We start from the raw sequence: 23,952 nt of genomic DNA, 5'->3' as shown, positions 1-23,952 counted from the left end.
TAAAGAAGGCGCGCAATATTTGTTCCCGTTTTCTGCATGAAAGTATAATATTGTTGCCGAACCGCAAGGGCCGTGCCATGCAGATCGTGAACCAGCCGCAAGCCGATTTCTGGACATCGCCAGCGGGACGCGCCTGGATCGAACACGAAGGCAGCCTGGATGCCACGATGAAGGGTGTCCTAGACGTGCTGCTGGATGCCGCCGCGTTGTCAGGTAAAGCGAGGGTGCTTGATGTCGGCTGCGGAACGGGCGCCAGCACGATCGCTGCGGCGCGGATGGTTCCGGAGGGAACGGTGCTGGGGTTGGACATCGCCGCGCCGATGCTGGACCGGGCGCGGATGCGTGCCCTGGAACAGGGGGTGACGAACGCGTCCTTCCGCCTGTGCGATGCGCAGGTCGAGGCGCTTTCCAGGACCGGCCACGATGTCCTGATTTCCCGCTTCGGGATGAGCTTTTTCGACGACAGCGTGGCCGCGTTCCGCAATCTGGCGACGGCGCTGCGGGATGGCGGGCGGATGGTCTTCGTGTCCTGGGCCGGACTGGACCAGAACCCATGGTTCCTGATCCCGCAACAGGTCGCCGGGCGGCGGCTGGCCGTGCCGCCGGATCCGCCCTCCGGGGCGCCCGGTCCGCTGGCCTTCGCGGATGCGGCGCATGTCCTGGACCTGATGGACCAGGCCAGCCTGACCGATGGCCGCGCGGAAACCCGGCTGATCGACCTGACGCCCCCCGGCGGCGTGACTGGGGCGGCGCATCTGGCCACCCATGTCGGACCCGCGGCGCGGCTGCTGAGGCTGTGCAACGCCACGCCCGCGGATCGCGCAGCCATCGCCGCCGCTATCGAACAGGATTTCGCCGCGTTCGATCAAGGGGCCGGGGTGCGCATCCCGTCCGCCGTGCATGTGTTTTCCTGCCGCGTCCGGCGGCAGGGCTGATCCGTCAGCGCAACCGGCCGATGCTGTATTGCGGGGCCAGGGAATGTCCCTCCAGCCAGTCCAGCAGCAGCGCCATGTCCGGGTTCTCGACATCCGGCCCAAGCGCGTCGGCGGCCAGGCCGCCCGTCACGAACAGCGCGTCGATGCCCTGGTCCAGCGCGCCCTTCACGTCGGTGAAGATGCCGTCGCCGATGGCCAGGATCCGCGCGTCCGGTCCCAAGTCCAGCAGGCGCCGCGCGCGGTCATAGATCGGCGGATGCGGCTTGCCGAAATACAGCGACTGCCCGCCCAGGCCATCGTAATATTCCGCAAGCGCGCCCGCGCAATAGATGCGGGTTTCGCCCATGTCCACGATCACGTCGGGATTGGCGCACAGCAACGGCAGCCCCCGGTCGCGCGCCTGCATCAGGCGGTCGTGGTAATCCCCGGGCGTTTCCGTCAGTTCGTCGAATGGTCCGGTGGCGACGATCCCCTCGGCGTCCTCCAGCGGCACGCGCCGGATCGGCGGGGCGTCGGCGAATTCGGCGGGAATGTCGTCGAAGAAGCCGTCGTCCTTGGCCGTGCCGATATGCCAGACCTTGCGGCCGACCGCGCCTGCGAACATCGCCTCTTGCGCGGCATCGCCGGAACTGACGACGATGTCCCAGGCGTCGCGCGGCACGCCCATGCGGTCAAGCTGGGCGATCACGTACTGGTTGGGGCGCGGCGCGTTGGTCATCAGGACGACCCGGCCGCCGGTCTGGCGAAAGGCCTGCAGGGCGGCGACGGCGGCGGGATAGGGCTGCTTGCCGTTGTGCAGGCAGCCCCACAGGTCGCAGAACAGCACGTCGTAACCGGCGCCGATCTGCGACAACGACTGGATGATCCTGCTCATCAGAGGGCGAGAACCGGGATGATCTGCTTCTTGCGGCTCATCACGCCGGGCAGCACCACGCTGTCGCCCGTGACGGGCACGCCGAAGCTGCGTTCGGCCAGAAGGCGGACGAAGTCGTTCGGGATCAGCAGGGTCGCTTCCTTGCGCAGGATATCGACGATGAAGCACAGCACCTCGTCCGCGCCGTCCTCGGCGGCCACGCGCGGCATGGCGGCCAGCAGCGCGGCCTTGCGCGCCAGCAGCACCTGCGGCGCCGTGGTTTCCAGGACCGTGATGCGCAGCTGCTTGCCGCCCAGCTCGTATTCCTTGCTGTCGGTGCGCAGCAGGGTTTCATCCGAAAAGGCGCTGATGTCGGACTTGGCCGCGAACATCTCGGTCGCATAGTCGGGGATGGTGATGCCCAGGTCGGCGGCCAGCTTTTCGGCCACGGCGCGGTCATGGGGGGTGGTGGTCGGGCTGCGGAATTCCAGTGTGTCCGACAGGATGCAGGTCAGCATCACGCCCCGGATGGCCTCGGGCGCGCGGGCCATGTCGGCGCCGATCAGGTCGTGCATGATCGTGGCGGTGCAGGCCAGCGGGCGCACGGTGATGTTGATGGGGGTGCGCGTCTTGATGCCGCCTGCCAGAAGGTGGTGGTCGATGATCTCGATCACGTCGGCCCCGTCCAGGCTGGGGGGCAGTTCGGCGGGGTTGTTGGTGTCCACGATCACGCACTGGTCGCCCGGCGCCACGTCCGCGATGATCTGCGGCTTGTCCAGGTTCCAGCGGTTCAGCATCCACAGGGCTTCGGTGTTCGGTTCCCCTTGCAGCACCGCCTGGGCGGGGGTCTTGCGCACCTCGTTCAGATACCAGGCCCAGATGATGGGGGAACCGGTCGAATCCGTGTCGGGGGCGGTATGGCCGAAGACCTTGATCATGATGCACCTTCGCAGCGTCTGGATGTCGCGCGCGTTATAGGGCGGGCAGGGGGCGATGTCCAAGGGGCGATTGCCGCCTGCCTTGAACTCTGGCGGGCAAGAGATTACGATGTGTAAATATTTGCGCAATGCTGAAGCATGAAGATCGAGACAGACAGCCGCAAGATCATCCGCATCCTGAAGGCGGAAGGGTTCGAGGAGGTCTCGAAGCGGGGGTCTCACCTGAAGCTTCGCAAGGGCGACAGGACCGTGATCGTGCCCCATCCGAAGAAGGACTTGCCGACCGGAACGGCGATCAGCATCTATAGGCAGGCCGGGCTTATCTGACGTTTCGACAGGATCGACACATGAGGTTCTACACCGCGATTGTTCACAAGGACGAGGGTTCGGCCTATGGTCTGTCCTTTCCCGACCTGCCGGGCTGCCATGCGGCGGCGGATGGCTGGAACGCCATCCCGGCCGCCGCAGCCGAAGCCCTGGATCTGTGGTTCGAGGGCCAGGAGGACGTGGAACCCTCTCCCATCGATGTCATTCGCAGTCGCGCGGATGTGGCGGCGGACCTGGCCTCTGGCGCGACGTTGATGACGGTGCCTTACATCAGCGCCGACGGCGCGCTGGAGCGGATCAATGTTTCCATAGAACGGGGGTTGCTGCGATCCATCGACAGCACCGCCAAGGCACGCGGCATGACCCGGTCGGCCTTTTTGGCCGCCGCCGCACGGCACGAGATCACCGGCGCCTGACTGTTGTGCAAAGCCATCTGATAAATGGTGCCGGTTGAGGGGATTGAACCCCCGACCTTCGGTTTACAAAACCGCTGCTCTACCGCTGAGCTAAACCGGCGCGTTCCTGCGATTACCCCCTGACGGCGGTTTTCGCAAGCGCCGCCGCGATGCAAAGCGGTTTGACTGCGCCGGCGGGGTGGCTACTGTGCGCGTCACCCGCAAGGGTTGAGAAGAAGGAAGGACGGCTCCGATATGCAGATGGTGTTTCACCTGGGGGTGCATGGCACGGATGGCGACAGGCTGCTGAAGACGCTGCTCAACAACCGCGACTCGCTGACGCAGCACGGCACCGACATCATCACTCCGAACCGCCATCGCGGGCTGTTCGAGGAGGCGCTGATGTCGCTGAAGGGCGGGCGCGCCACCGCCGAGATGCAGCAGATCATGCTGGATGCCATCCTGCACAGCGAATCCCCCGCCCGCGCGGTCTTTTCCACGACCACCTTCATGGGCGCGCCGGGCCGGGCCGTCGGGCAGTCGGGCCTTTACCCGCAGATGGGCGCGCGGGCGCAAGCGCTGGCGAACCTGTTCCCCGATCACGAGGTCGAGTTCTTCCTGGCCATCCGCAACCCCGCCACCCTGATCGCCGAGGTGCTGCCGATCTTTCCCGGCGGCGGCTATCACGTGCTGATGCAGGGCCGTCAGCCGCTGGATCTGCGCTGGCGCGACCCGATCCAGGCGCTGCTGCGCGCCGTTCCCGGCCGCCGGGTGGTGATCTGGTGCCACGAGGACGTGCCCCTCATCTGGCCCGAGATCGCCCGCCTGGCCGGCAACATCCCCCCGGACGTTCCCCTGAAGGGCGGGATGACGTATCTCGAGGAGATCCTGGACAAGGAGGGCATCACCCGCCTGAAGGAAGCCCTGTCCACGCAGGACCGGCTGACCGTCGCGCAGCGCCGCGCGATGTCGTCCGAAGTGATCCAGAGCCACGCGCTGCCCGCCGTGCTGGACCAGGTGATCGACCTGCCCGGCTGGACGCAGGACGTGGTGGACCGGGTGACGGACAATTATCGCGCGGACGTGGCCGAGATCGCGGTGCTGCCGGGGGTGGAGTTCGTGCTGGCGTGAGGAAGGGGGATGTTCCCCGCAGGAAGCGGATCGGACATTCCTTGTCCCCGGGACCACGCCCCCGCATTCAGGACATGCGGCCAGAAAAAAGGGCACCCCGCAGGCGCCCTTTCATCCCTGATCGAACCTCATGGCCCGATCTTGTCCGGCAGGATCCTTACTTGATCTTGCCTTCCTTGTATTCGACGTGCTGACGGACGACCGGGTCGAATTTGCGGACGGTCATCTTTTCGGTCATGGTGCGGGCGTTCTTCTTGGTCACGTAGAAGTGGCCCGTGCCGGCGGTCGAGTTCAGCCGGATCTTGATGGTGGTCGGCTTCGCCATGTCATTGCTCCTGCTTCGGGGCAATCGCGCGGCGCAGACCCCGTGGAATTCGTTTGAAGCCCGGCTTTTACTCGCGCGGGCGTCGAAGTCAACCGCGAATCGCCGCATGGGGGCGTGATTTGCGCGGAGGGCCTGTAAGCCGGATTCTGTCCACCGCCATGGGCGGCTGGATGACCATTCCTCTGGCCCGGCGGTTGCCCGACGGGTCTAGCTGCCTACCCGGACCTGCTGGGGCAAGGCGGCCCTGCGGGGTTGCCCCCGCGCGCGGTCCCTATTCGGCATTGCTCCCGGTGGGGCTTGCCATGCGGGCGCTGTTGCCAGCCCCCCGGTGGGCTTTTACCCCACCGTTTCACCCTTGCCTGCACGGATGCAGGCGGTCTGTTCTCTGTGGCGCTTTCCCTGGGGTTGCCCCCGCCGGGCGTTACCCGGCACCGTCGCCTCATGGAGTCCGGACTTTCCTCGACGTTGCCGCCGCGGTCATCCAGCCCTCCGCGCAGGGGGGATATGGCGGGGAAGGGCGGCGGGGTCAATGAAAAACCCCCTGCCGGACCTTTGGCACAACAAAACCCCCGCTGCATGACAGCGGGGGCGTAGGGTGCGTGCTTGCACGCACCACGGTTCTTCACCCGATCAGCTTTTCGCCAGGTTGCGCAGCACGTAGTGCAGCACGCCGCCGTTCTTGAGGTATTCGATCTCGACCTCGGTATCGACGCGGGCTTTCAGCCGGATTTCCTTCACCGTGCCATCGCCGTAGCGGATGGTGCAGGGCACCAGCGACAGCGGCTTGAAGTCGCCCGCAAGGCCGTGGATCGACACCACCTCGTCGCCGGTCAGGCCCAGCGTCTTGCGGTTCTCGCCCGGCAGGAACTCGAACGGGACGACGCCCATGCCGACCAGGTTGGACCGGTGGATGCGCTCGAAGCTCTCGGCGATCACGGCCTTGACGCCCAGCAGGTTGGTGCCCTTGGCCGCCCAGTCACGGCTGGACCCCGCGCCGTATTCGATGCCGCCAAAGATCACCAGCGGCACGCCCGCGTCCTGATAGGCCATCGAGGCGTCGAAGATGGTCGTCTGCTGGCCGTCCGGGCCTTTGGTGTATCCGCCCTCGACCCCGTCCAGCATCTCGTTCCTGATGCGGATGTTGGCAAAGGTGCCGCGCATCATGACCTCGTGGTTGCCCCGGCGGGAACCATAGCTGTTGAAGTCCTTGGGCGCGACCTGGCGTTCCAGCAGATACTGGCCGGCGGGGGTGGTCGGCTTGAACGACCCGGCGGGGCTGATGTGGTCGGTGGTGATCATGTCGCCCAGGATCGCCAGCACCCGCGCGCCGTCGATGTCGCTTATGACGCCCGCTTCCTTGGCCATGCCCCGGAAATAGGGCGGGTTCTGGATATAGGTCGAGGTCGGCGGCCAGTCATAGGTTTCGCTATCCGTGACCTCGACCGCCTGCCAGCGTTCGTCGCCCTTGAAGACATCGGCGTATTTCGACTGGAACGCTTGCCGCGTCACGGTCGCGTGGACCAGGTCGGCGATTTCCTTGTTGGTGGGCCAGATGTCCTTCAGATAGACATCGCGGCCTTCCGGCGTCTGGCCGATCGGGTCGCGGGTCAGGTCCACGTTCAGGTCGCCCGCGATGGCATAGGCCACCACCAGGGGCGGCGAGGCCAGGAAGTTCGCGCGCACGTCGGGCGAGATCCGGCCCTCGAAGTTGCGGTTCCCGGACAGCACGGCGGTCGCCACCAGGTCGTTGTTGTTGATGGCCTTGGAAATCGCCGGATCGCCCAGGGGACCCGAGTTGCCGATGCAGGTGGTGCAGCCATAACCTACCAGGTTGAAGCCCAGGGCGTCCAGATCCTCTTGCAGGCCCGCGGCCTCAAGATACTCGCCCACCACCTGAGAGCCGGGCGCCAGCGAGGTCTTGACCCAGGGCTTGCGGTTCAGGCCAAGCGCGCGGGCCTTCCGCGCCACCAGACCGGCCCCGATCATCACGTAGGGGTTCGAGGTGTTGGTGCAGGACGTGATCGCCGCGATCACGACCGAGCCGTCACGGATGGAATAGTCCGTGCCTTCGACCGGAACGGTCTTCAGCACGTCCCGGACCATCACCTCGCCATCGTCCTGCGCGCCGCCGCGATAATCGGCGACCAGCTTGCCGAAGGTCTGGGCCGAGTCGGTCAGCGGCAGGTAATCCTGCGGACGCTTGGGACCGGAAATCGCGGGGACGATGGTGCCCATGTCCAGTTCCAGCGTCGAGGAGTAGACCGGCGCATAATCCGCCCCGCGCCAGAAGCCGTTCTGCTTGGCATAGGCTTCGACCAGCGCGATCCGATCCTCGTCCCGGCCGGTGTTGCGCAGGTAGCGCAGGGTTTCGTCGTCGATGGGGAAGAAGCCGCAGGTGGCGCCGTATTCGGGGGCCATGTTGGCGATGGTCGCGCGGTCGGCCAGCGGCAGGTTGTCCAGCCCCTCGCCGTAGAATTCGACGAACTTGCCCACGACACCGTGCTTGCGCAGCATCTGCACGACCTTCAGCACCAGGTCGGTGGCGGTCGTGCCCTCGACCATGCGGCCGGTCAGCTTGAAGCCCACGACCTCGGGGATCAGCATGGACACGGGCTGGCCCAGCATCGCGGCCTCGGCCTCGATCCCGCCGACGCCCCAACCCAGGACCGCGAGGCCGTTCACCATGGTCGTGTGGCTGTCGGTGCCCACCAGCGTGTCGGGATAGGCCACCAGCGCGCCGTTCTGGTCGGTGTCGGTCCAGACGGTCTGGGCCAGGTATTCCAGGTTCACCTGGTGGCAGATGCCGGTTCCCGGCGGCACCACGCGGAAGTTCTGGAACGCGTTCTGGCCCCATTTCAGGAACTGGTAGCGTTCGATGTTGCGTTCGTATTCCAGGTCCACGTTCTTCTGGAAGGCGCGCGGGTTGCCGAATTCGTCGATCATCACCGAATGGTCGATGACCAGATCGACCGGGTTCAGCGGGTTGATCTTTTGCGCGTTGCCGCCCAGGCCCAGGATGCCGTCGCGCATCGCGGCCAGGTCCACGACCGCCGGGACGCCGGTGAAGTCCTGCATCAGCACGCGGGCGGGGCGATAGTTGATCTCGCGCGGGTTCTTGCCGCCCAGGGTGGCCCATTCGCCGAAGGCCTTGATGTCATCGACCGAGACCGAAAATCCGCCATCCTCGAAGCGCAGCAGGTTTTCCAGCACGACCTTGAGCGCGGCGGGCAGTTTCGAGAAATCGCCAAGCCCGGCCTGGGTCGCGGCGTCGATCGAGTAATAGGCGTATTCGCGACCGCCCGCCGTCAATGTGCGGCGCGTCTTGGCGGTGTCGGTTCCGATCTGGATGGGCATGGGGGCCTCCCTGTCTGCGAATGGGATGGGTGGGGCTTGCGTGGCCCTGCTTTGCCCGATGCGGCAGGACAGCGCAAGGGTATCACGCGGCAAATTGTATGCAATCGCATACCATAGATGGGGCTGTTGCTCAAGGGGCACAAGGGCTGCTCACGCGGCGGCTAACAAAGCCTTGATTTGTTCCGGGCATGACGCGGGGGCTATGCAGGGTGCCAGGTTTCATGACTATCGGATCCCCGAATGCTGGCCGTATCGGCAGCCCTGCGCCCCAAGACCCTTGTCGCCGCAGCCCTTTGCGGCCTGACCGCCTTTGGCGGGATGGCTGTCGCGCAGGGACCGGGGGGCGAGGGCAGGGGACCCGGCGACGCGCCGGTCATTTCCGCGCCCAGCGATCCCGGGCGGTCGGCCCCCTCGTCGGCCTATGCGCCGACGGAACTGGGCGGGGTCAACAGCTTTGCCGCGACCGACACGCCCCCGCCGATGGAAAGCTATGGCTTCACCGATGCGGTTCCGGTGGTGGTCGAGCTTTTCACCTCGCAGGGGTGTTCGTCCTGTCCGCCGGCCGACGCGATGCTGGCCACCCTGTCGGGAGAGCCGGGCATCCTGCCCTTGTCCTTTCACGTCGATTACTGGGACTATCTCGGCTGGGCCGACAGCTTTGCGCGGCCCGAGTTCACGGCCCGGCAGGAACGCTATGCCCGTGCGGCGGGCGAGCACGCGGTCTATACGCCGCAGCTGATCGTGGGCGGCGTGGATACCGCGGTGGCGCTTGGGCCTGCGCAGCTGATGGCGCTGATCGACGCCAGCCGCGTGGCCCCCGCCATGGTCAGCGTGCAGCGAGAGGCCGGCGCCAAGGGGCAGGTGATCGAGCTGATGCCCTTGTCCGACCTGGGCGGCGGGGTCGAGATCCTGCTGGTCCGCTATGCCCCCGAACGTGCGGTCGAGATGACGGCGGGCGAGAACCGGGGCCGTGTCGTCACCTATACCAATGTCGTCCTGTCGCTGGACCGGCTGGCCGAATGGGACGGGACCGCGCCCCTGCGCATGACCGTCAGCCCCGATGGCGCGGCGGATGACAGCTTTCCCGCCGATACGCGCCACGCGCTTCTGGTCCAGAAGGAACTGGGCCGGGACAAGCTGCCGGGACCGATCCTTGCGGCGATCCCCCTGGATTGACGCGGCGGGACTTGCCGCGCGGCTTGCGATGCGGGAAAACGGGCCGCCGACCGGATGAAGGATGCTGCCATGAAGGAACCGAAACCCTGGGTGCTGCCCGCGCTGGAATGGGGTCCGCTGCTTCTGTTCTTCGCGGTCTTCATGCTGAACCGCGGCGGCAGCGTCGGCCTGTGGGGGCAGGATTACACGCCGCTGGTCTTTGCCACCCTGGTCTTCATGCCGGCGCTTGCGGTGGCCACGCTGATCCGCTGGCGGCTGACGGGCCACCTGTCGCCGATGCAGATCGCCACGCTGCTGCTGGTGGTGGTCTTCGGCGGGCTGTCGGTCTGGCTGAACGACCCGCGCTTCTTCAAGATCAAGCCCACGATCATCTATCTGCTGTTCGCGGGGCTTCTGGGCTTCAGCCTGGTCACGCGGCGCAACTGGCTCGGCGCGATCCTGTCCGAGGCCCTGCCCATGGACGCCGAGGGCTGGCGCAAGCTGACGGCGCGGATGGCGCTGCTGTTCCTGGCGCTGGCCCTGGCGAACGAGGTCGTCTGGCGATCCATGACCGAGACCACCTGGGTGTATTTCAAGACCTTCGGGATGCCGCTGGTGATCTTCGTCTTCCTGATGGCGAACGCCGGCCTTTACCGCGCCCATTCCATCGAGGTTCCGACCGACGACGCCACGAAATAGGCTCAGGCCCGCACCCCGCCGAACTGCGCGGGCCGGGCCAGCAGGCGCGACCAGCGCGGTTGGGTGCCGCCGGGCAGGCGGGCGCGCAGCATCGGCAGCGACAAGGCCCAGGGTTGCGCCAGGGCGGTACGGTAGAAATCGAACAACCCGCGCCGCAGATAGGGCGTCCAGTGCGACAAGCGCAACGGGCGCCGTTCGACCGGAAAGCCCAGGCGGTCCAGGGCGGCCAGCGTCGCCCCTTCGTCGATCTGCACGTCCAGCCAGTTGCCCGCCGGGCGGTCCAGCCCAAAGCCCAGGGCCTGCCTGCGCCCGCGGTCCAACCACAGCTCCATCGCGAAGTCGAACAGGTCGTTCTCGCGCGAGGTGATGTTCAGCACCTCGGCCCGCCGCCCGGCGGGACTGTCCAGCGCCGCGGCGGCGGTATCACGGAACTCGGCTCCCGCCAGCAGGACCAGCCGTCCGATGCTGCCGGGATCGGCGTGGCGCAGCGCCTGCAAGGCAACCCGCGCGCCCAAGGAATGACCGATCACCGCGACCGGCCTGTCTGCCCGCTCCGCCACGGCGGATGCCAGCGCCGCGACCGACCGACCCGCGTCCCCCGCGCGGCCGTAAGCCCGGCCCAGCATCCCCCGCGCTTCCCAGCCAAAGGCGATGGCCAGCCCCTCGTCCTCGGACCCCCCGCCGAAGCCGAGCGCGCGGGGCCATGACACCGCCCGACGGATCGAGCAATCGGGATCGAGCGACAGGATATGCCGGTGCGGATCGCACCGGGCGGCGGCAGGCGAATAGCGGTAGCCGTGGATCATCAGGATGACCGGCGCATGGCCGGGCAGATCGGCCAGCGCCCCGGCCAGCCCGGGGGGCAGCGCGTGATCGGCATCGACCTTGATCACCGGCATGGACAGCGCCTCCCCTTCCTTGCCCAAAAGGGCATAGGCCAAGGGTGCAACACCGCCGTGAAAGAAGCGTTAAGGCCGCGTGACGCCCGTTGCGCGGCATTTTAGTCAGGCCGGAACCTGCCCATTGGGGGCCATGCCGTTTTCGCCATTGAATTTTCCCTGCCACCCCCTCTATGTTGCGGCTATGCGTCATGCGATCCTCAATCGCGGGTTGTGGGGCGCAAACAGTTTCGCAGCGCGGCACCTCTGGCACCGATTCACGGAAGGCGGCATGTGTCACGCGGAAAACCCGCCCGCGGCGCGCAGTGTCGTGCGACCGGGCGACATCAGACAGCGGCGCGGCGGGTTCTGCCTTCGCGTCAACCGTAAGGAACAGACGCGATGACGCGCGCACGGGATGGACAGGATCGGGACGGGGGGGCCTTGCGCCTTTCCCGCCCGGTCGCCATTGCCGCTGCCGCGCCCGCGTCCCCATCACAACGCGGCCTGCATTCGGGGGTGCCACTGGCGCCGCCCGGCGCGCGCCTGCGCGAAAGACATACACATGGCAAAGAAAATGCTGATCGACGCCACCCATGCCGAGGAAACTCGGGTGGTCGTGGTGGACGGAACCAAGGTCGAGGAATTTGATTTCGAGACCGTAAACAAGCGCCAGATCTCGGGCAACATCTACCTGGCCAAGATCACGCGGGTCGAACCCTCGTTGCAGGCGGCCTTCGTGGATTACGGCGGAAACCGCCACGGTTTCCTGGCCTTCGCGGAAATCCACCCGGATTACTACCAGATCCCCGCCGCCGACCGGGACGCCCTGATCGCCGAGGAACGCGCCTATGCCGAGGCGCAGGAGGCCGAGGATGCGGCCCGCGCGCGTCGCCGCCAGTCCCGCGCCGAACGCGCCGAGACGGGCGACGAGGTTGCCGCCGAGGATGCCGAAGCCGCGGCCGATGAGGAGCAGGCAACCGACGCCGACGAAACCGGCGACGACACCGATGCCGAGGAGGCAACCGTCACCGACGCGTCCGACAAGGACGAGGAGATCGAATCGGTCGCTGAGGAAGACGTGGCCGAGGAAATTCGCGTCCAGAAGAAGCCGCGCCCTCGCCGCTACAAGATCCAGGAAGTGATCAAGGTCCGGCAGATCATGCTGGTCCAGGTCGTCAAGGAGGAACGCGGCAACAAGGGCGCCGCGCTGACCACCTATCTGTCGCTGCCGGGCCGTTATTGCGTCCTGATGCCCAACACCGCGCGCGGCGGCGGCATCAGCCGCAAGATCACCAACGTCGCCGACCGCAAGAAGCTCAAGGACATCGCCGGGGAACTGGACGTGCCGAAAGGGGCGGGCCTGATCATCCGCACGGCGGGCAGCCAGCGCACCCGGACGGAAATCCGGCGCGACTACGAATACCTGCTGCGCTTGTGGGAACAGATCCGCGACCTGACCTTCAAGTCGGTGGCCCCCGCCCCGATCTATGAGGAAGGGGATCTCATCAAGCGGGTGATCCGCGACCTTTACAGCAAGGACATCGACGAGGTCCTGGTCGAGGGCGAGCGCGGCTATCGCGTCGCCAAGGACTTCATGAAGATGATCATGCCCGACCACAGCCGGGCCGTGCAGCAATACACCGACCAGATGCCGCTGTTCGCGCGCTACCAGGTGGAAAGCTACCTGTCGGGCATGTTCAACCCGACCGTCCAGCTGAAATCCGGCGGCTATATCGTCATCGGCATCACCGAGGCGCTGGTCGCCATCGACGTGAACTCGGGCCGTTCCACCCGCGAAGGCTCGATCGAGGAAACGGCGCTCAAGACCAACCTGGAAGCCGCGGACGAGGTGGCGCGCCAGTTGCGCCTGCGCGACCTTGCGGGCCTGATCGTCATCGACTTCATCGACATGGAGGAACGGCGCAACAACGCCGCGGTCGAGAAGCGTCTGAAGGACAAGCTGAAATCGGACCGCGCGCGCATCCAGGTGGGCCGCATCTCGGGCTTCGGCCTGATGGAGATGTCGCGCCAGCGCCTGCGTCCGGGAATGCTGGAATCCACCACGCAGCCCTGCGCGCATTGCCACGGCACGGGCCTGATCCGGTCCGACGACAGCCTGGCCCTGACCATCCTGCGCGCCATCGAGGACGAGGGCACGCGCAAGCGGTCGCGCGAGGTTCTGGTCAAAGCGCCGGTGGCGGTGGCCAACTTCCTCATCAACCAGAAGCGCGAGCATATCGCCGGGATCGAGGCGCGCTATGGCCTGTCGGTCCGGCTCGAGGCCGATCCGTCGCTGATCTCGCCCGATTTCGCCATCGAGAAGTTCAAGACGGCGATCCGCAACGTTCCCGAAGTGTCGGCCTCGGTCTTGTCGGTCGATGCCGACTTGATGGCCCAGATCGACGACGAGGACGAGGATCTGCCCGAGGAGATCGAGACGGAAGCGGAAGCCGAAGCCCCCGACAGCGCCGAGGCCGCCGGGACAGAGGATGAGAATGGCGAGGGCCGTTCGCGCCGCCGCCGTCGCCGCCGCCGGAAGAATGGCGAGCGAGCCGAGGGCGAAACGGCCGAGGCGGGCGACGAAGCCGATGACGCGGCCGAGGACATGGCCGAGGCCGCCGATGGAGCCGCCGATGGATCCAGGGCCGCCGACGCCGAGGGGAACGGCCGCCGCCGCCGCTCGCGGTCGCGCAACCGCCGCCGGGGTGGCGATCTGTCCCCCGCCGGAGGCCTGCCCGAGGTCGTCGATCTGCAGGACGCCCCCGGCGACCAGGCCGAATCGCTGCCCGGCCTGAACGCCCGGCCCGAGCCGGCCCTGGCTGCCGAGGAGGAGGGCGAGATCGTCCCGCTGTCCGAGATCGCGTCCGAACCCCAGGCGTCCGAACCCGAGCCGCAGGCCGAGGCCTTCGTGCCCGCCGACGTGGTCGCGGTGCATGTCGAGGAAACGGTGATCGACGCCCTTGTGGTGGAGACGGCCGAGCCTGAAACCGCCGAGCCTGAGAGCGCCGAGCCTGAGAGCGCCGAGCCTGACGCCCCCCAGGAACAGCCTGCTGCCGCGCCCGAACCCGAGGCCGAGCCGGTTGTGGAAACCCCCGCCGAGCGTGAACCCGAGATGGCCGAGGCCGAGGCCGACCGGCCCAAGCGCCGCGGTTGGTGGTCGGGCAACCGCTGATCTTGCAAGGGGCGCGGGTCACACCGCGCCCTTTTCGCGCAGGCGTGACGCCATGACCCATGGCGGGCGCCGCCGCAGCGGCTAGACTGCGCGCCATGTTGGGAATCGAACTCGCCACCGCCGCCTTCCTGCCCGCTGCCCTTGTGGCCTTGCTGGCAGGCGTCCTGTCCTTCCTGTCGCCCTGCGTGCTGCCCATCGTGCCGCCCTATCTGGCCTACATGACCGGAGTGGGCGTGAACGGGCTGAAGGCGCAGGAACGCAGCGCCGTGCTGCCCGCGCTGTTCTTCGTGCTGGGCCTGTCCACGGTGTTCCTGATCATGGGCTTCGCGGCCTCGGCCTTCGGGCGGGCCTTTCTGCAATATCAGGAACTGCTGGCCAGGATCGCAGGCGGCGTGGTGATCGTGATGGGCCTGCATTTCCTGCACGTGATCCGCATCCCCTTCCTGGACCACGAGGCGCGGATCGACACGGGCCAGCAGGGCGGCGGCGCGTTCGGGGCCTATGTGCTGGGACTGGCCTTCGCCTTCGGCTGGACCCCCTGCATCGGCCCGCAACTGGGCATGATCCTGTCGCTGGCCGCCACCGGGGGCGAGATGTCGCGCGGCACCGCGCTGCTGGCCGTCTATGCGCTTGGCCTGGGGATCCCCTTCCTGCTGGCCGCCATCTTCATCAACCGCGCCATCGGGCTGATGAACCGCATCAAGCCCTGGCTGCACGTGATCGAACGCGTGATGGGCGCGCTGCTGCTGGTCGTGGGGGCGATGCTGCTGACCGGGGCCTTCTCGGCCTTTTCCTATTGGCTGCTGGAAACCTTTCCGGGGCTGGCGAGCCTGGGCTGATACCGCATGACGATCCCCAGTAGCGCGGCCCCGATTTTCGCGCTATGCTGACCGCCAGACCCGGAAAAACCGGGCAGGATCAGAGGCAGTGACGGCGGTATCCCCATGACCGAGATGGTCTTTGGCACGACGCCCGTGCGGGCGGGCGACCCGATTCTTCCACGCTGGTGGCGCACGCTGGACAAGTGGTCGCTGGCCTGCGTGCTGGGGCTGTTCGCCATCGGCATCCTGCTGGGGCTGGCGGCGTCCGTGCCCCTGGCGGAAAAGAACGACCTGCCGCGCTTCTACTATGTCCAGCGGCAGGGGGTCTTCGGCGGCATGGCGCTGGTCATCATGCTGGTGATCTCGATGATGTCGCCGCGCCAGATCCGGCGCATCGGCGTGACCGGTTTTGCGGCGGCCTTCGTGCTGATCCTGCTCTTGCCCTTCATCGGCGAGGATCATGGCAAGGGCGCGACCCGCTGGCTGTCCGTCGCCGGGATCTCGATGCAGCCGTCCGAATTCCTGAAACCCGGCTTTGTCGCCATCTGCGCCTGGTTCCTGGCCGCGGCCCAGATGATCGGCGGCCCGCCGGGCAGGCTTTATTCCTTCGTCACCGCCATGGCCGTGGTCGTCCTTCTGGCCCTGCAACCGGATTTCGGGCAGGCATCCCTGGTGCTGTTTTCCTGGCTGGTGATGTATTTCATCGCGGGCGCGCCGATGGTGCTGCTGCTTAGCGTCATGGGGATCGCGGCGGCGGGCGGGTTCTTCGCCTATGGCGCGTCCGAACACTTCGCCCGCCGGATCAACGGGTTCCTGAACCCGGAAATCGACCCGCGCACCCAGATCGGCTATGCCACCAAGGCCATCCAGGACGGCGGCTTCTTCGGCGTGGGCGTGGGCGAGGGCAGCGTGAAATGGTCGCTGCCCGATGCGCATACCGACTTCATCATCGCGGTCGCGGCCGAGGAATACGGCACCATCATGGTTCTGGCGATCATCGCGCTCTATTGCACCATCGTCGTCCGCTCGCTTTTGCGGCTGCTGCGCGAACGCGATCCCTTTGCCCGCATTGCGGGGGCGGGGCTGGCCTGCGCCTTCGGCGTGCAGGCGCTGATCAACATGGGCGTGGCCGTGCGCCTGCTGCCCGCCAAGGGGATGACGCTGCCTTTTGTCAGCTATGGCGGGTCGTCCGTCATCGCCTCGGGCATCGCCGCCGGGATGCTGCTGGCGCTGACCCGGACGCGCCCCCAGGGCGAGCTGGCCGAGATCCTGCGGCGGGGACGCTGATGGCTGCGCCCACCAAGACACCCCTGGCCCTGATCGCCGCCGGAGGGACCGGCGGCCACATGTTTCCCGCCCAGGCCCTGGCCGAACTGCTGCTGGCCGAGGGCTGGCGGGTCAGGCTGTCCACCGACGACCGCGGCGCGCGCTATGCAGGCGGCTTCCCGGATGCGGTGGAACGCAGCATCGTCCGGTCGGCCACCACCGCGCGGGGCGGGTTGCGGGACAAGCTGACCGCGCCGCTGAAGATCGCGGCGGGCGTGCTAGCCGCGCGCGCGGCGTTCCGCCGGAACCCCCCTGCCGTGGTGATCGGCTTTGGCGGCTATCCGACGATCCCGGCGCTGTCGGCGGCGCTGTCGCTGGGCGTGCCGCGCATGATCCATGAACAGAACGGCGTGATGGGCCGGGTCAACCGCCTGTTCGCGCCCCGGGTCCATCGCATCGCCTGCGGCACCTGGCCCACCGCCTTGCCCCAGGGCGTCACCGGCATCCACACCGGCAACCCCGTCCGCCAGACGGTGCTGGACCATGCCGCCACCCCCTATGCCCCGCCGGGCGACGGTCCGCTGCACCTGCTGGTGATCGGCGGCAGCCAGGGCGCGCGGGTGCTGTCGGACGTGGTGCCCGCCGCCATCGCGGCCCTGCCCGACGACCTGCGCGCCCGCCTGCATGTCAGCCATCAGGCCCGGGCCGAGGACGGCGCGCGCGTGACCGAAGCCTATGCGAATGCAGGCATTGCCGCCGACGTGCAACCCTTCTTTGCCGACGTTCCCGAACGTCTGGCCCGGGCGCAACTGGTCGTCAGCCGGTCGGGCGCCTCGTCCCTGGCCGACATCACCGTGATCGGGCGGCCCGCGATCCTGATCCCCTATGCTGCGGCCACCGGCGATCACCAGACCGCCAATGCGCAGGCCTTGGCCGAAACCGGGGCCGCGCTGATCCATCCCGAATCGGTGCTTGACGCACCCGGCCTGACGCGCGACATCCGCGCGATCCTGAACGACCCCGCCCGCGCCGCCCAGATGGCCGCCGCCGCCCTGTTCCTTGCCCGGCCCGACGCGGCGCGGCGCCTTTACGACCTTGTCACGGAGATTGCCCGATGAACGCCGCCACCAAACTGCCGCACGAACTGGGACCGATCCACTTCATCGGCATCGGCGGCATCGGCATGTCGGGCATCGCCGAGGTGCTGCTGACGCTGGGCTATGACGTGCAGGGCAGCGACGCGAAGAAATCGAAGATCACCGACCGCCTGGAAACCCTGGGCGCCCGCGTCTTCGAGGGCCAACGGGCCGAGAACATCGGGGCCGCGGGCGTCGTGGTGATTTCCACCGCGATCAAGAAGGGCAACCCCGAGCTTGAGGAAGCGCGCCGCCGCGGCCTGCCCGTGGTCCGCCGGGCCGAGATGCTGGCCGAACTGATGCGGATGAAATCCAACATCGCCATCGCCGGCACCCACGGCAAGACCACCACGACCACGATGGTGGCGACGCTGCTGGACGCGGGCGGCTTGGATCCGACCGTTATCAACGGGGGCGTGATCCATGCCTATGGGTCCAATGCGCGGGCTGGAGCGGGCGAATGGATGGTGGTCGAGGCGGATGAAAGCGACGGCAGCTTCAACCGCCTGCCCGCCGACATCGCCATCGTCACCAACATCGACCCCGAACACATGGAGCATTGGGGCAGCTTCGACGCCCTGCGCCAGGGCTTCTACAACTTCGCCTCGGGCATCCCGTTCTACGGCCTGGCCGTCTGCTGCACCGACCACCCCGAGGTTCAGGCCCTGGTCGGCAAGCTGACCGACCGCCGCGTCGTGACCTTCGGCTTCAACGCCCAGGCCGACGTGCGCGCGATGAACCTGCGCTATGACGACGGCATTGCCCATTTCGACATCGCCCTGCAAGGCGAAGGCCCGACCGAGACGGGTGACATCGAGATGATCGAGGGCTGCACCCTGCCCATGCCGGGCGATCACAACGTCTCGAACTGCCTGGCCGCCGTGGCGGTGGCCCGCCACCTGGGCATCAAGAAGGCGGAAATCCGCGAGGCGCTTGCCAAGTTCGGCGGCGTCGGTCGCCGCTTCACCCGCGTGGGCGAAGTGGGCGGCGTCACCATCATCGACGACTACGGCCACCATCCGGTCGAGATCGCCGCCGTCCTGAAGGCCGCGCGCCAGGCCACCAAGGGCCGCGTGATCGCCGTCCACCAGCCGCATCGCTATTCGCGCCTGTCGAACCTGTTCGACGATTTCTGCACCTGCTTCAACGAGGCCGACGTGGTCGCCATCGCCGAGGTCTATGCCGCGGGCGAGGATCCGATCCCCGGCGCCAGCCGCGACGACCTGGTGGCGGGCCTGATCGCCCACGGCCACCGCCACGCCCGCGCCATCCTGGACGAGAACGACCTGGAACGGCTGGTCCGCGAACAGGCGCGCCCCGGCGACATGGTGGTCTGCCTGGGGGCCGGGACGATCTCGACCTGGGCCAACGGCTTGCCGGAACGGTTGCTGGGGCGGGCCGCATGATCCACTCGGCGGTCCTGGCGCTTGCGGTGGTGATAGGCTGGCTGATCCTGGCCCGCCTGGCCCGCAGCCTGCGCAGGCGCCAACGGCAGCGCGCCTTGTGGATCCTGGTCGCCACGGGCGTCCCCATCCTGGGCTGGCTGACCTATACCTGCGGTCCTTGGGCGGGCATCGCCTTCCTGTCGGTGGGCGTGCTTGTGCTGGTCCGCCTGCCGCTGCGGACACGGACCCGGGCGGCCCCGTGATTCCCTTCTACCTGGGTATCGCCCTTGTGGTGCTGTGGTCCGTCTGGACCGGGGCCTCCCGCATCGGCGCGCGATCCTTTCGCCCCCTGCTGACCGCGCTTGCCGTGCTGCTGGCGGGGGCAGGGGCCTGCTGGCTGATCGGGGCGCAGAAGACGGGGCACGCTCATTCCGGCCTGCTGGGGACATTGGCGACGATGCTGCTGATACTGGCGGCAGGCTCGCTGGCCTTCGGCGCCGCGCTGCGCGGGCTGCATGACGCGACCCGCCGCCGGGTGGCCGCGGAACCCGCCACGCCCTTGCGGCCCGCCTGGGACATCTGGGGCCTTTGCGCGCTGGCCGCCCTGGCCGTTACGGCCAGCCTGCTGGAATGATCCCGCGCGGTTGACCAAGGCACCCCCGCTGGCTACCACACCCGCCATGATGACCGATCTTCCCCCCACCCGTGGCACCCTGACCCCCGACCGTCCCCTGGACAGCCTGACCTGGCTGCGCGTGGGCGGACCCGCCGACTGGCTGTTCCAGCCCGCGGACGAGGACGACCTGGCCGAGTTCCTGCGCGGCCTGGACCCCTCGGTCCCGGTCTTTCCCTTGGGCGTCGGCAGCAACCTGATCGTGCGCGACGGCGGCATCCGGGGCGTGGTGATCCGCCTGGGGCGCGGCTTCAACGGCATCACGGTTGAAGGCGACCGGGTGGTCGCGGGCGCCGCCGCGCTGGATGCCCATGTCGCCCGCCGCGCGGCGGACGCGGGGCTGGACCTGACCTTCCTGCGCACCATTCCGGGCAGCATCGGCGGGGCGGTCCGCATGAACGCGGGCTGTTACGGCAGCTATGTCGCCGACCACCTGGTCGAGGCCCGGGCCGTCACGCGGGCAGGCGAGCGAATCGTCCTGACCCCCGGCGACCTGCGTTTTGCCTATCGCCACGCCGACCTGCCCCCGGGCTGCGTCGTGACCGAGGCGACGTTCCGCGCATCCCCCGCCGATCCCGACGCGCTGCACGGGAAGATGGCCGACCAGCTGGCCAAGCGCGACGAGACGCAGCCCACCAGGGAACGCAGCGCCGGATCGACCTTCCGCAACCCGGCAGGCTACAGTTCCACGGGCCGGGCGGACGATGTCCACGACCTCAAGGCCTGGTCGCTGATCGACCGGGCAGGGTTGCGCGGGCACAGCTGGGGCGGGGCGCAGATGTCGGAAAAGCACCCGAACTTCCTGCTCAACACCGGCGGCGCGACGGCTTCGGAACTGGAAGCCCTGGGCGAACTGGTCCGCCGCCGCGTGCTGGAGGACAGCGGCCACGACCTGCAATGGGAGGTGATCCGGGTGGGTGATCCCATGTCACAACCACAAGCTGATTAACGAATTACCCAACAATCTTTGGCAGATAGCGAAAATTACCCTTTTGTGATTTTCCTGCATCAGCTATCCTTTCATCCCAAGGGCAGGACCGGGGCAAACCCGGCTGCGCGGGGACAGAAAATCCCGGGTCAACCGGGGCGAAAGGCAAAAACGTGGCGGGCAGGTCGAGCAGGACAGCCCATACCGTAGCCGTTCTGATGGGCGGACCCTCGGCCGAGCGCGAGGTGTCGCTGTCATCGGGGCGCGAATGCGCGAACGCGCTGCGGGTGGCGGGCTATGACGTGATCGAGGTCGAACTGGGTCCGGACCGGGGCGGCGACCTGGTCGCGCGGCTGGCGGGCCTGCGCTGCGATGTCGTCTTCAACGCGCTGCATGGCCGGTTCGGAGAGGACGGCTGCGTCCAGGGCATCCTGGAGTGGCTGGACCTGCCTTATACCCATTCGGGCGTGCTGGCCTCCGCCTTGGCGATGGACAAGACGCGGGCCAAGGACGCGCTGCGGGTCGCAGGTCTGCCGGTGGTCGAAAGCATCATCGCCTGCGCCGCCGAGGTGCGCGCCCGTCACGTCCTGCCGCCCCCTTATGTGGTCAAGCCGAACGACGAGGGATCCTCGGTCGGTGTCTATATCGTCCACGACGGTGCCAACCAGCCGCCGCAACTGGCCCCCACGATGCCCGCGCAGGTGATGGTCGAGACCTATGCGCCGGGGCGGGAACTGACCACGGCGGTGATGGGCGACCGCGCCCTGGGCGTCACCGAGATCGTGACCGAGGGCTGGTATGACTATGCCGCGAAATACTCGGTCGGCGGATCGCGCCATGTGATCCCCGCCGGGATCCCCGCTGACATCACGGCGGCCTGCCTGGATTACGCGGTCCGCGCGCACCGGGCGCTCGGCTGCCGGGGGCTGTCGCGCACCGATTTCCGCTGGGACGATTCACGGGGCCTCGACGGGCTGATCATCCTCGAGGTGAACACGCAGCCCGGCATGACGCCCACCTCGCTGGCCCCCGAACAGGCCGCCCATGCGGGCATCGACTTTCCCGCCCTGATGCGCTGGATGGTGGAGGATGCGCTGTGCCCGAGGTGATCGACCACCGCCCGAACCGGGCCTTGCTGCCGGCGGACCGCATCAGGCGCGACCCCGCGCCCTCGCGCCTGCAATACCGGCTGGAACGCATGTGGCTGCGCCCGATCTGGCGGCGCGCGGTGCGGATCGGCGTTCCGGCGGCTCTGGTCGTCCTGATCGCAGGTCTCTGGCTGTCGGACCCGGACCGCCGCGCGCTGCTGTCCGACGGCGTGCAACAGGTCATGGACAAGGTCCAGAACCGCAAGGAATTCCAGGTCACGACCATGGTGGTCGAGGGCGCTTCGCCCGTGGTGGACGGGGCGCTGCGCCAGATGCTGCCGGTCGATCTGCCCGCCTCGTCGTTCGACATCGACCTGGCGGCGCTGCGGTTGCAGGTGATGCAGCTGGACGTGATCGAATCGGTGGACCTGCGCATCAAGCCGGGCGGCATCCTGTCCGCCGTGGTGAAGGAACGCGAACCCGCCGTCCTGTGGCGTCATGCGCGGGGGATCGAGATCCTGGACCGGACCGGGCACCGCGTCGCCTCGGTCACGTCGCGCGACGTGCGGGCCGACCTGCCGCTGATCGCGGGCGAGGGCGCGGATCTGGCCGTCCCCGAGGCGCTGTCGCTGATCGACGCCGCCGGGCCGATCCTGCCCCGCGTGCGCGGCCTGGTGCGCAAGGGCGAGCGCCGCTGGGATCTGGTGCTGGATCACGGGCAAAAGATCATGCTGCCCGCCGAAGGGGCGGTGATCGCCTTGCAGGCCGCCATGGCGCTGGACGGGGCGCAGGACATGCTGGGCCGCGACATTGACACGGTCGATCTGCGCGACCCGTCGCGCCCGGTCCTGCGGCTTGGGCTGGACGCGCGCAACACCATCCGCGAGGCCCGCGGCCAGGCGCTGCTGGGACCGGACGGCAAGGTCATCATTCCGGAAGACGACAAGAAGGGGGGCTGAACGATGGCGGAACTTTACCAGACGCAACGCGCGATGCGGAACATCCGCCGGGCCGCCCTGCAACGCGGCGTGATCGGCATCCTGGACATCGGCACGTCCAAGATCGCCTGCCTGGCGCTGCGCTTTGACGGCACCGGCACCTTCCGCGAAACCGACGGCGTGGGACCGATGGCGGGGCAGGTCAACTTCAAGGTGATCGGCGCGGCCTCGACCCGCTCGCGCGGGATGCGCCGGGGCGAGATCGACGTGATGGCCGAAACCGAACGCGCCATCCGCACGGTGGTCGCCGCCGCGCAAAAGGTCGCGGGCACGCGCGTCGATCACGTCATCGCCTGCCTGTCGGGCGGGCGCCCGGCCTCCTACGGGTTGGCCGGGGAAATCACGCTGGAAACAGGCCGCGTCCATGAACATGACGTGGCCCGCGTGCTGGCCGCCTGCGATGCGCCCGACTTCGGCCGGGGCCGCGAGGTGCTGCACGCCCAGCCGGTCAACTTCGCCGTGGACAACCGCAGCGGGCTTGGCGATCCGCGCGACCATGTGGGCAACCGGCTGGCCTGCGACATGCACCTGCTGACGGTGGATGGCGACGTGATCGGCAACCTGGTCCAGTGCATCCGCCGTTGCGACCTGGAGCTGGCGGGCATCGCCTCGGCCTCCTATGCCTCGGCCCGCGCCGCGCTGGTCGAGGATGAACAGGAACTGGGTTCGGCCTGCATCGACTTTGGCGGCGGCGGCACGGGCGTGTCGATTTTCGTTAAGAAACACATGATCTTCGCCGACAATGTTAAGATCGGCGGTCAACTGGTCACCCAGGACATCGCCCAAGGGTTGCGGGTGCCGCTGCCGGTGGCCGAACGCCTCAAGACCCTGAACGGCGGGGTCGAGGCGACGGGCCGCGACGACCGCGACATGCTGGACCTGGGCCAAGACGCGTCAGGCTGGGACGGAGAGCGCCGCGCGGTCAGCCGCGCCGACCTGATCGGCATCATGCGCCCGCGGGTCGAGGAGATTCTGGAAGGCGTGCGCGAAGTCCTTGATGCGGCAGGATTTGACGCGATGCCCAGCCAGCAGATCGTCCTGACCGGCGGGGGCAGCCAGATTCCCGGTCTGGACGGGCTGGCCGCGCGCATCCTGGGACCGAACATCCGGTGCGGGCGTCCGCTGCGCATCGACGGGCTGGCCCACCAGTTCACCGATCCCGGCTTTTCCAGCGCGGTCGGGCTGGCGCTGTTCGCCGCCCATCCCCAGGACGAATGGTGGGATTTCGAGATGCCCGCCGACAGCTATCCGACCCGCAGCCTGCGCCGCGCCTATCGCTGGTTCAGGAACAACTGGTAAGTCCTTGAGGGCAAATATGTGGTGACCCGGGCAGGGCCACCACATGCTGTCGCATTGGCAAGATACCGCCGAAATCACCTGCGAATACGGCCAGATTTTGCGGTTTTTGCGTGTTTTTTAAGTGACGGAACACCGGCTGCCCGCTAGGATTGAGACTGGCACGAGGGATTCGACGGGCGGCAGGTCATGACCC

22 protein-coding genes, 1 tRNA gene and 1 other RNA gene are annotated in these 23,952 nt (G+C 67.8%); 17 read left to right on the top strand and 7 right to left on the bottom strand.

What is annotated here, in order from left to right:
- The first annotated feature begins 77 nt into the window (after positions 1 to 77).
- The gene (locus GIY56_RS01700; protein ID WP_154763075.1) at positions 78 to 935 is read left to right on the top strand and encodes a class I SAM-dependent methyltransferase; all 858 of its coding nucleotides are present in this window, start codon (positions 78 to 80) and stop codon (positions 933 to 935) included.
- A 4-nt stretch (positions 936 to 939) separates the two neighbouring features.
- Here the strand turns inward: GIY56_RS01700 and GIY56_RS01695 are convergent, their stop codons facing one another.
- The gene (locus tag GIY56_RS01695; RefSeq protein ID WP_154763074.1) at positions 940 to 1,809 is read right to left on the bottom strand and encodes a TIGR01459 family HAD-type hydrolase; all 870 of its coding nucleotides are present in this window, start codon (positions 1,807 to 1,809) and stop codon (positions 940 to 942) included.
- Positions 1,809 to 2,726 (bottom strand): manganese-dependent inorganic pyrophosphatase, encoded by a 918-nt coding sequence (locus GIY56_RS01690; RefSeq protein ID WP_154763409.1) that lies wholly within the window; start codon positions 2,724 to 2,726, stop codon positions 1,809 to 1,811. The genes GIY56_RS01695 and GIY56_RS01690 overlap by 1 nt, the downstream gene beginning before the upstream one ends.
- A gap of 138 nt (positions 2,727 to 2,864) precedes the next feature.
- Here GIY56_RS01690 and GIY56_RS01685 point away from each other — a divergent pair, with 138 nt between their 5' ends.
- Positions 2,865 to 3,053, top strand: a complete 189-nt coding sequence (locus GIY56_RS01685) for a type II toxin-antitoxin system HicA family toxin (protein ID WP_154763073.1) — start codon at positions 2,865 to 2,867, stop codon at positions 3,051 to 3,053.
- 20 nt (positions 3,054 to 3,073) lie between these two features.
- Positions 3,074 to 3,469: a type II toxin-antitoxin system HicB family antitoxin gene (locus GIY56_RS01680; RefSeq protein WP_154763072.1), complete on the top strand. Its 396-nt coding sequence runs from the start codon at positions 3,074 to 3,076 to the stop codon at positions 3,467 to 3,469.
- Positions 3,470 to 3,494: 25 nt separating this feature from the next.
- On the opposite strand, the gene GIY56_RS01675 is transcribed toward GIY56_RS01680, so the two are convergent.
- A tRNA-Thr gene (locus GIY56_RS01675) sits at positions 3,495 to 3,569 on the bottom strand.
- Positions 3,570 to 3,703: 134 nt separating this feature from the next.
- Between GIY56_RS01675 and GIY56_RS01670 the strand changes: the two genes are divergently transcribed.
- Entirely contained in the window at positions 3,704 to 4,579 is an 876-nt protein-coding gene (locus tag GIY56_RS01670) for a hypothetical protein (RefSeq protein WP_154763071.1), read from the top strand.
- 157 nt (positions 4,580 to 4,736) lie between these two features.
- On the opposite strand, the gene rpmG is transcribed toward GIY56_RS01670, so the two are convergent.
- From rpmG to acnA, 3 genes are all read right to left on the bottom strand, one after another.
- On the bottom strand, positions 4,737 to 4,904 hold the full coding sequence (rpmG, locus tag GIY56_RS01665; protein WP_089389030.1) for a 50S ribosomal protein L33: 168 nt from the start codon (positions 4,902 to 4,904) through the stop codon (positions 4,737 to 4,739).
- Positions 4,905 to 5,023: 119 nt separating this feature from the next.
- Positions 5,024 to 5,397: RNase P RNA component class A (gene rnpB, locus GIY56_RS01660), an RNA gene on the bottom strand.
- A 137-nt stretch (positions 5,398 to 5,534) separates the two neighbouring features.
- Positions 5,535 to 8,258: an aconitate hydratase AcnA gene (gene acnA / locus GIY56_RS01655; protein ID WP_154763070.1), complete on the bottom strand. Its 2,724-nt coding sequence runs from the start codon at positions 8,256 to 8,258 to the stop codon at positions 5,535 to 5,537.
- 240 nt (positions 8,259 to 8,498) lie between these two features.
- Here acnA and GIY56_RS01650 point away from each other — a divergent pair, with 240 nt between their 5' ends.
- Positions 8,499 to 9,434, top strand: a complete 936-nt coding sequence (locus tag GIY56_RS01650) for a DUF1223 domain-containing protein (protein ID WP_154763069.1) — start codon at positions 8,499 to 8,501, stop codon at positions 9,432 to 9,434.
- Positions 9,435 to 9,503: 69 nt separating this feature from the next.
- A complete protein-coding gene (locus GIY56_RS01645; protein WP_154763068.1) occupies positions 9,504 to 10,112 on the top strand; it encodes an inner membrane-spanning protein YciB in 609 nt (202 codons plus the stop codon).
- Between the two features lie 2 nt (positions 10,113 to 10,114).
- On the opposite strand, the gene GIY56_RS01640 is transcribed toward GIY56_RS01645, so the two are convergent.
- Positions 10,115 to 11,053, bottom strand: a complete 939-nt coding sequence (locus GIY56_RS01640) for a hypothetical protein (protein WP_154763067.1) — start codon at positions 11,051 to 11,053, stop codon at positions 10,115 to 10,117.
- Between the two features lie 502 nt (positions 11,054 to 11,555).
- On the opposite strand from GIY56_RS01640, the gene GIY56_RS01635 reads away from it, so the two are divergent.
- From GIY56_RS01635 to ftsA, 11 genes are all read left to right on the top strand, one after another.
- Positions 11,556 to 14,165: an Rne/Rng family ribonuclease gene (locus GIY56_RS01635; RefSeq protein ID WP_154763066.1), complete on the top strand. Its 2,610-nt coding sequence runs from the start codon at positions 11,556 to 11,558 to the stop codon at positions 14,163 to 14,165.
- 95 nt (positions 14,166 to 14,260) lie between these two features.
- Complete coding sequence (locus GIY56_RS01630; protein WP_154763065.1) at positions 14,261 to 15,004, top strand: cytochrome c biogenesis CcdA family protein; 744 nt, start codon at positions 14,261 to 14,263, stop codon at positions 15,002 to 15,004.
- A gap of 105 nt (positions 15,005 to 15,109) precedes the next feature.
- A complete protein-coding gene (gene ftsW / locus GIY56_RS01625; RefSeq protein WP_154763064.1) occupies positions 15,110 to 16,273 on the top strand; it encodes a putative lipid II flippase FtsW in 1,164 nt (387 codons plus the stop codon).
- Positions 16,273 to 17,370, top strand: a complete 1,098-nt coding sequence (locus tag GIY56_RS01620) for a UDP-N-acetylglucosamine--N-acetylmuramyl-(pentapeptide) pyrophosphoryl-undecaprenol N-acetylglucosamine transferase (RefSeq protein ID WP_154763063.1) — start codon at positions 16,273 to 16,275, stop codon at positions 17,368 to 17,370. Before ftsW ends, GIY56_RS01620 begins: the two co-directional genes overlap by 1 nt.
- On the top strand, positions 17,367 to 18,794 hold the full coding sequence (murC, locus tag GIY56_RS01615; RefSeq protein WP_154763062.1) for a UDP-N-acetylmuramate--L-alanine ligase: 1,428 nt from the start codon (positions 17,367 to 17,369) through the stop codon (positions 18,792 to 18,794). Before GIY56_RS01620 ends, murC begins: the two co-directional genes overlap by 4 nt.
- Positions 18,791 to 19,036 (top strand): DUF2484 family protein, encoded by a 246-nt coding sequence (locus GIY56_RS01610; protein WP_154763061.1) that lies wholly within the window; start codon positions 18,791 to 18,793, stop codon positions 19,034 to 19,036. Before murC ends, GIY56_RS01610 begins: the two co-directional genes overlap by 4 nt.
- On the top strand, positions 19,033 to 19,407 hold the full coding sequence (locus tag GIY56_RS01605) for a hypothetical protein (RefSeq protein ID WP_154763060.1): 375 nt from the start codon (positions 19,033 to 19,035) through the stop codon (positions 19,405 to 19,407). Before GIY56_RS01610 ends, GIY56_RS01605 begins: the two co-directional genes overlap by 4 nt.
- A gap of 46 nt (positions 19,408 to 19,453) precedes the next feature.
- Entirely contained in the window at positions 19,454 to 20,395 is a 942-nt protein-coding gene (murB, locus tag GIY56_RS01600; RefSeq protein ID WP_154763059.1) for a UDP-N-acetylmuramate dehydrogenase, read from the top strand.
- 197 nt (positions 20,396 to 20,592) lie between these two features.
- Positions 20,593 to 21,483, top strand: a complete 891-nt coding sequence (locus GIY56_RS01595; protein WP_154763058.1) for a D-alanine--D-alanine ligase — start codon at positions 20,593 to 20,595, stop codon at positions 21,481 to 21,483.
- Positions 21,471 to 22,421 carry a cell division protein FtsQ/DivIB gene (locus GIY56_RS01590; RefSeq protein ID WP_328288407.1) on the top strand — a complete coding sequence of 317 codons (951 nt, stop codon included), beginning with the start codon at positions 21,471 to 21,473 and terminating at the stop codon, positions 22,419 to 22,421. Before GIY56_RS01595 ends, GIY56_RS01590 begins: the two co-directional genes overlap by 13 nt.
- Positions 22,422 to 22,424: 3 nt before the next feature.
- Positions 22,425 to 23,759 (top strand): cell division protein FtsA, encoded by a 1,335-nt coding sequence (ftsA, locus tag GIY56_RS01585; protein WP_154763057.1) that lies wholly within the window; start codon positions 22,425 to 22,427, stop codon positions 23,757 to 23,759.
- Positions 23,760 to 23,952 lie beyond the last annotated feature (193 nt).

The sequence above is a fragment of the Paracoccus lichenicola genome (assembly GCF_009708075.1).
GTDB lineage: Bacteria > Pseudomonadota > Alphaproteobacteria > Rhodobacterales > Rhodobacteraceae > Paracoccus > Paracoccus lichenicola.
This window is presented reverse-complemented; position numbering and strand designations above follow the sequence as displayed.

Bases quoted from the DNA above. Each gene is read 5' to 3' on its own strand.
- GIY56_RS01700 (WP_154763075.1), top strand. From the start codon at position 78: ATGCAGATCGTGAACCAGCCGCAAGCCGATTTCTGGACATCGCCAGCG.
- GIY56_RS01695 (WP_154763074.1), bottom strand. From the start codon at position 1,809: ATGAGCAGGATCATCCAGTCGTTGTCGCAGATCGGCGCCGGTTACGAC.
- GIY56_RS01690 (WP_154763409.1), bottom strand. From the start codon at position 2,726: ATGATCAAGGTCTTCGGCCATACCGCCCCCGACACGGATTCGACCGGT.
- GIY56_RS01685 (WP_154763073.1), top strand. From the start codon at position 2,865: ATGAAGATCGAGACAGACAGCCGCAAGATCATCCGCATCCTGAAGGCG.
- GIY56_RS01680 (WP_154763072.1), top strand. From the start codon at position 3,074: ATGAGGTTCTACACCGCGATTGTTCACAAGGACGAGGGTTCGGCCTAT.
- GIY56_RS01670 (WP_154763071.1), top strand. From the start codon at position 3,704: ATGCAGATGGTGTTTCACCTGGGGGTGCATGGCACGGATGGCGACAGG.
- rpmG (WP_089389030.1), bottom strand. From the start codon at position 4,904: ATGGCGAAGCCGACCACCATCAAGATCCGGCTGAACTCGACCGCCGGC.
- acnA (WP_154763070.1), bottom strand. From the start codon at position 8,258: ATGCCCATCCAGATCGGAACCGACACCGCCAAGACGCGCCGCACATTG.
- GIY56_RS01650 (WP_154763069.1), top strand. From the start codon at position 8,499: ATGCTGGCCGTATCGGCAGCCCTGCGCCCCAAGACCCTTGTCGCCGCA.
- GIY56_RS01645 (WP_154763068.1), top strand. From the start codon at position 9,504: ATGAAGGAACCGAAACCCTGGGTGCTGCCCGCGCTGGAATGGGGTCCG.
- GIY56_RS01635 (WP_154763066.1), top strand. From the start codon at position 11,556: ATGGCAAAGAAAATGCTGATCGACGCCACCCATGCCGAGGAAACTCGG.
- GIY56_RS01630 (WP_154763065.1), top strand. From the start codon at position 14,261: ATGTTGGGAATCGAACTCGCCACCGCCGCCTTCCTGCCCGCTGCCCTT.
- ftsW (WP_154763064.1), top strand. From the start codon at position 15,110: ATGACCGAGATGGTCTTTGGCACGACGCCCGTGCGGGCGGGCGACCCG.
- GIY56_RS01620 (WP_154763063.1), top strand. From the start codon at position 16,273: ATGGCTGCGCCCACCAAGACACCCCTGGCCCTGATCGCCGCCGGAGGG.
- murC (WP_154763062.1), top strand. From the start codon at position 17,367: ATGAACGCCGCCACCAAACTGCCGCACGAACTGGGACCGATCCACTTC.
- GIY56_RS01610 (WP_154763061.1), top strand. From the start codon at position 18,791: ATGATCCACTCGGCGGTCCTGGCGCTTGCGGTGGTGATAGGCTGGCTG.
- murB (WP_154763059.1), top strand. From the start codon at position 19,454: ATGATGACCGATCTTCCCCCCACCCGTGGCACCCTGACCCCCGACCGT.
- GIY56_RS01595 (WP_154763058.1), top strand. From the start codon at position 20,593: ATGGGCGGACCCTCGGCCGAGCGCGAGGTGTCGCTGTCATCGGGGCGC.
- ftsA (WP_154763057.1), top strand. From the start codon at position 22,425: ATGGCGGAACTTTACCAGACGCAACGCGCGATGCGGAACATCCGCCGG.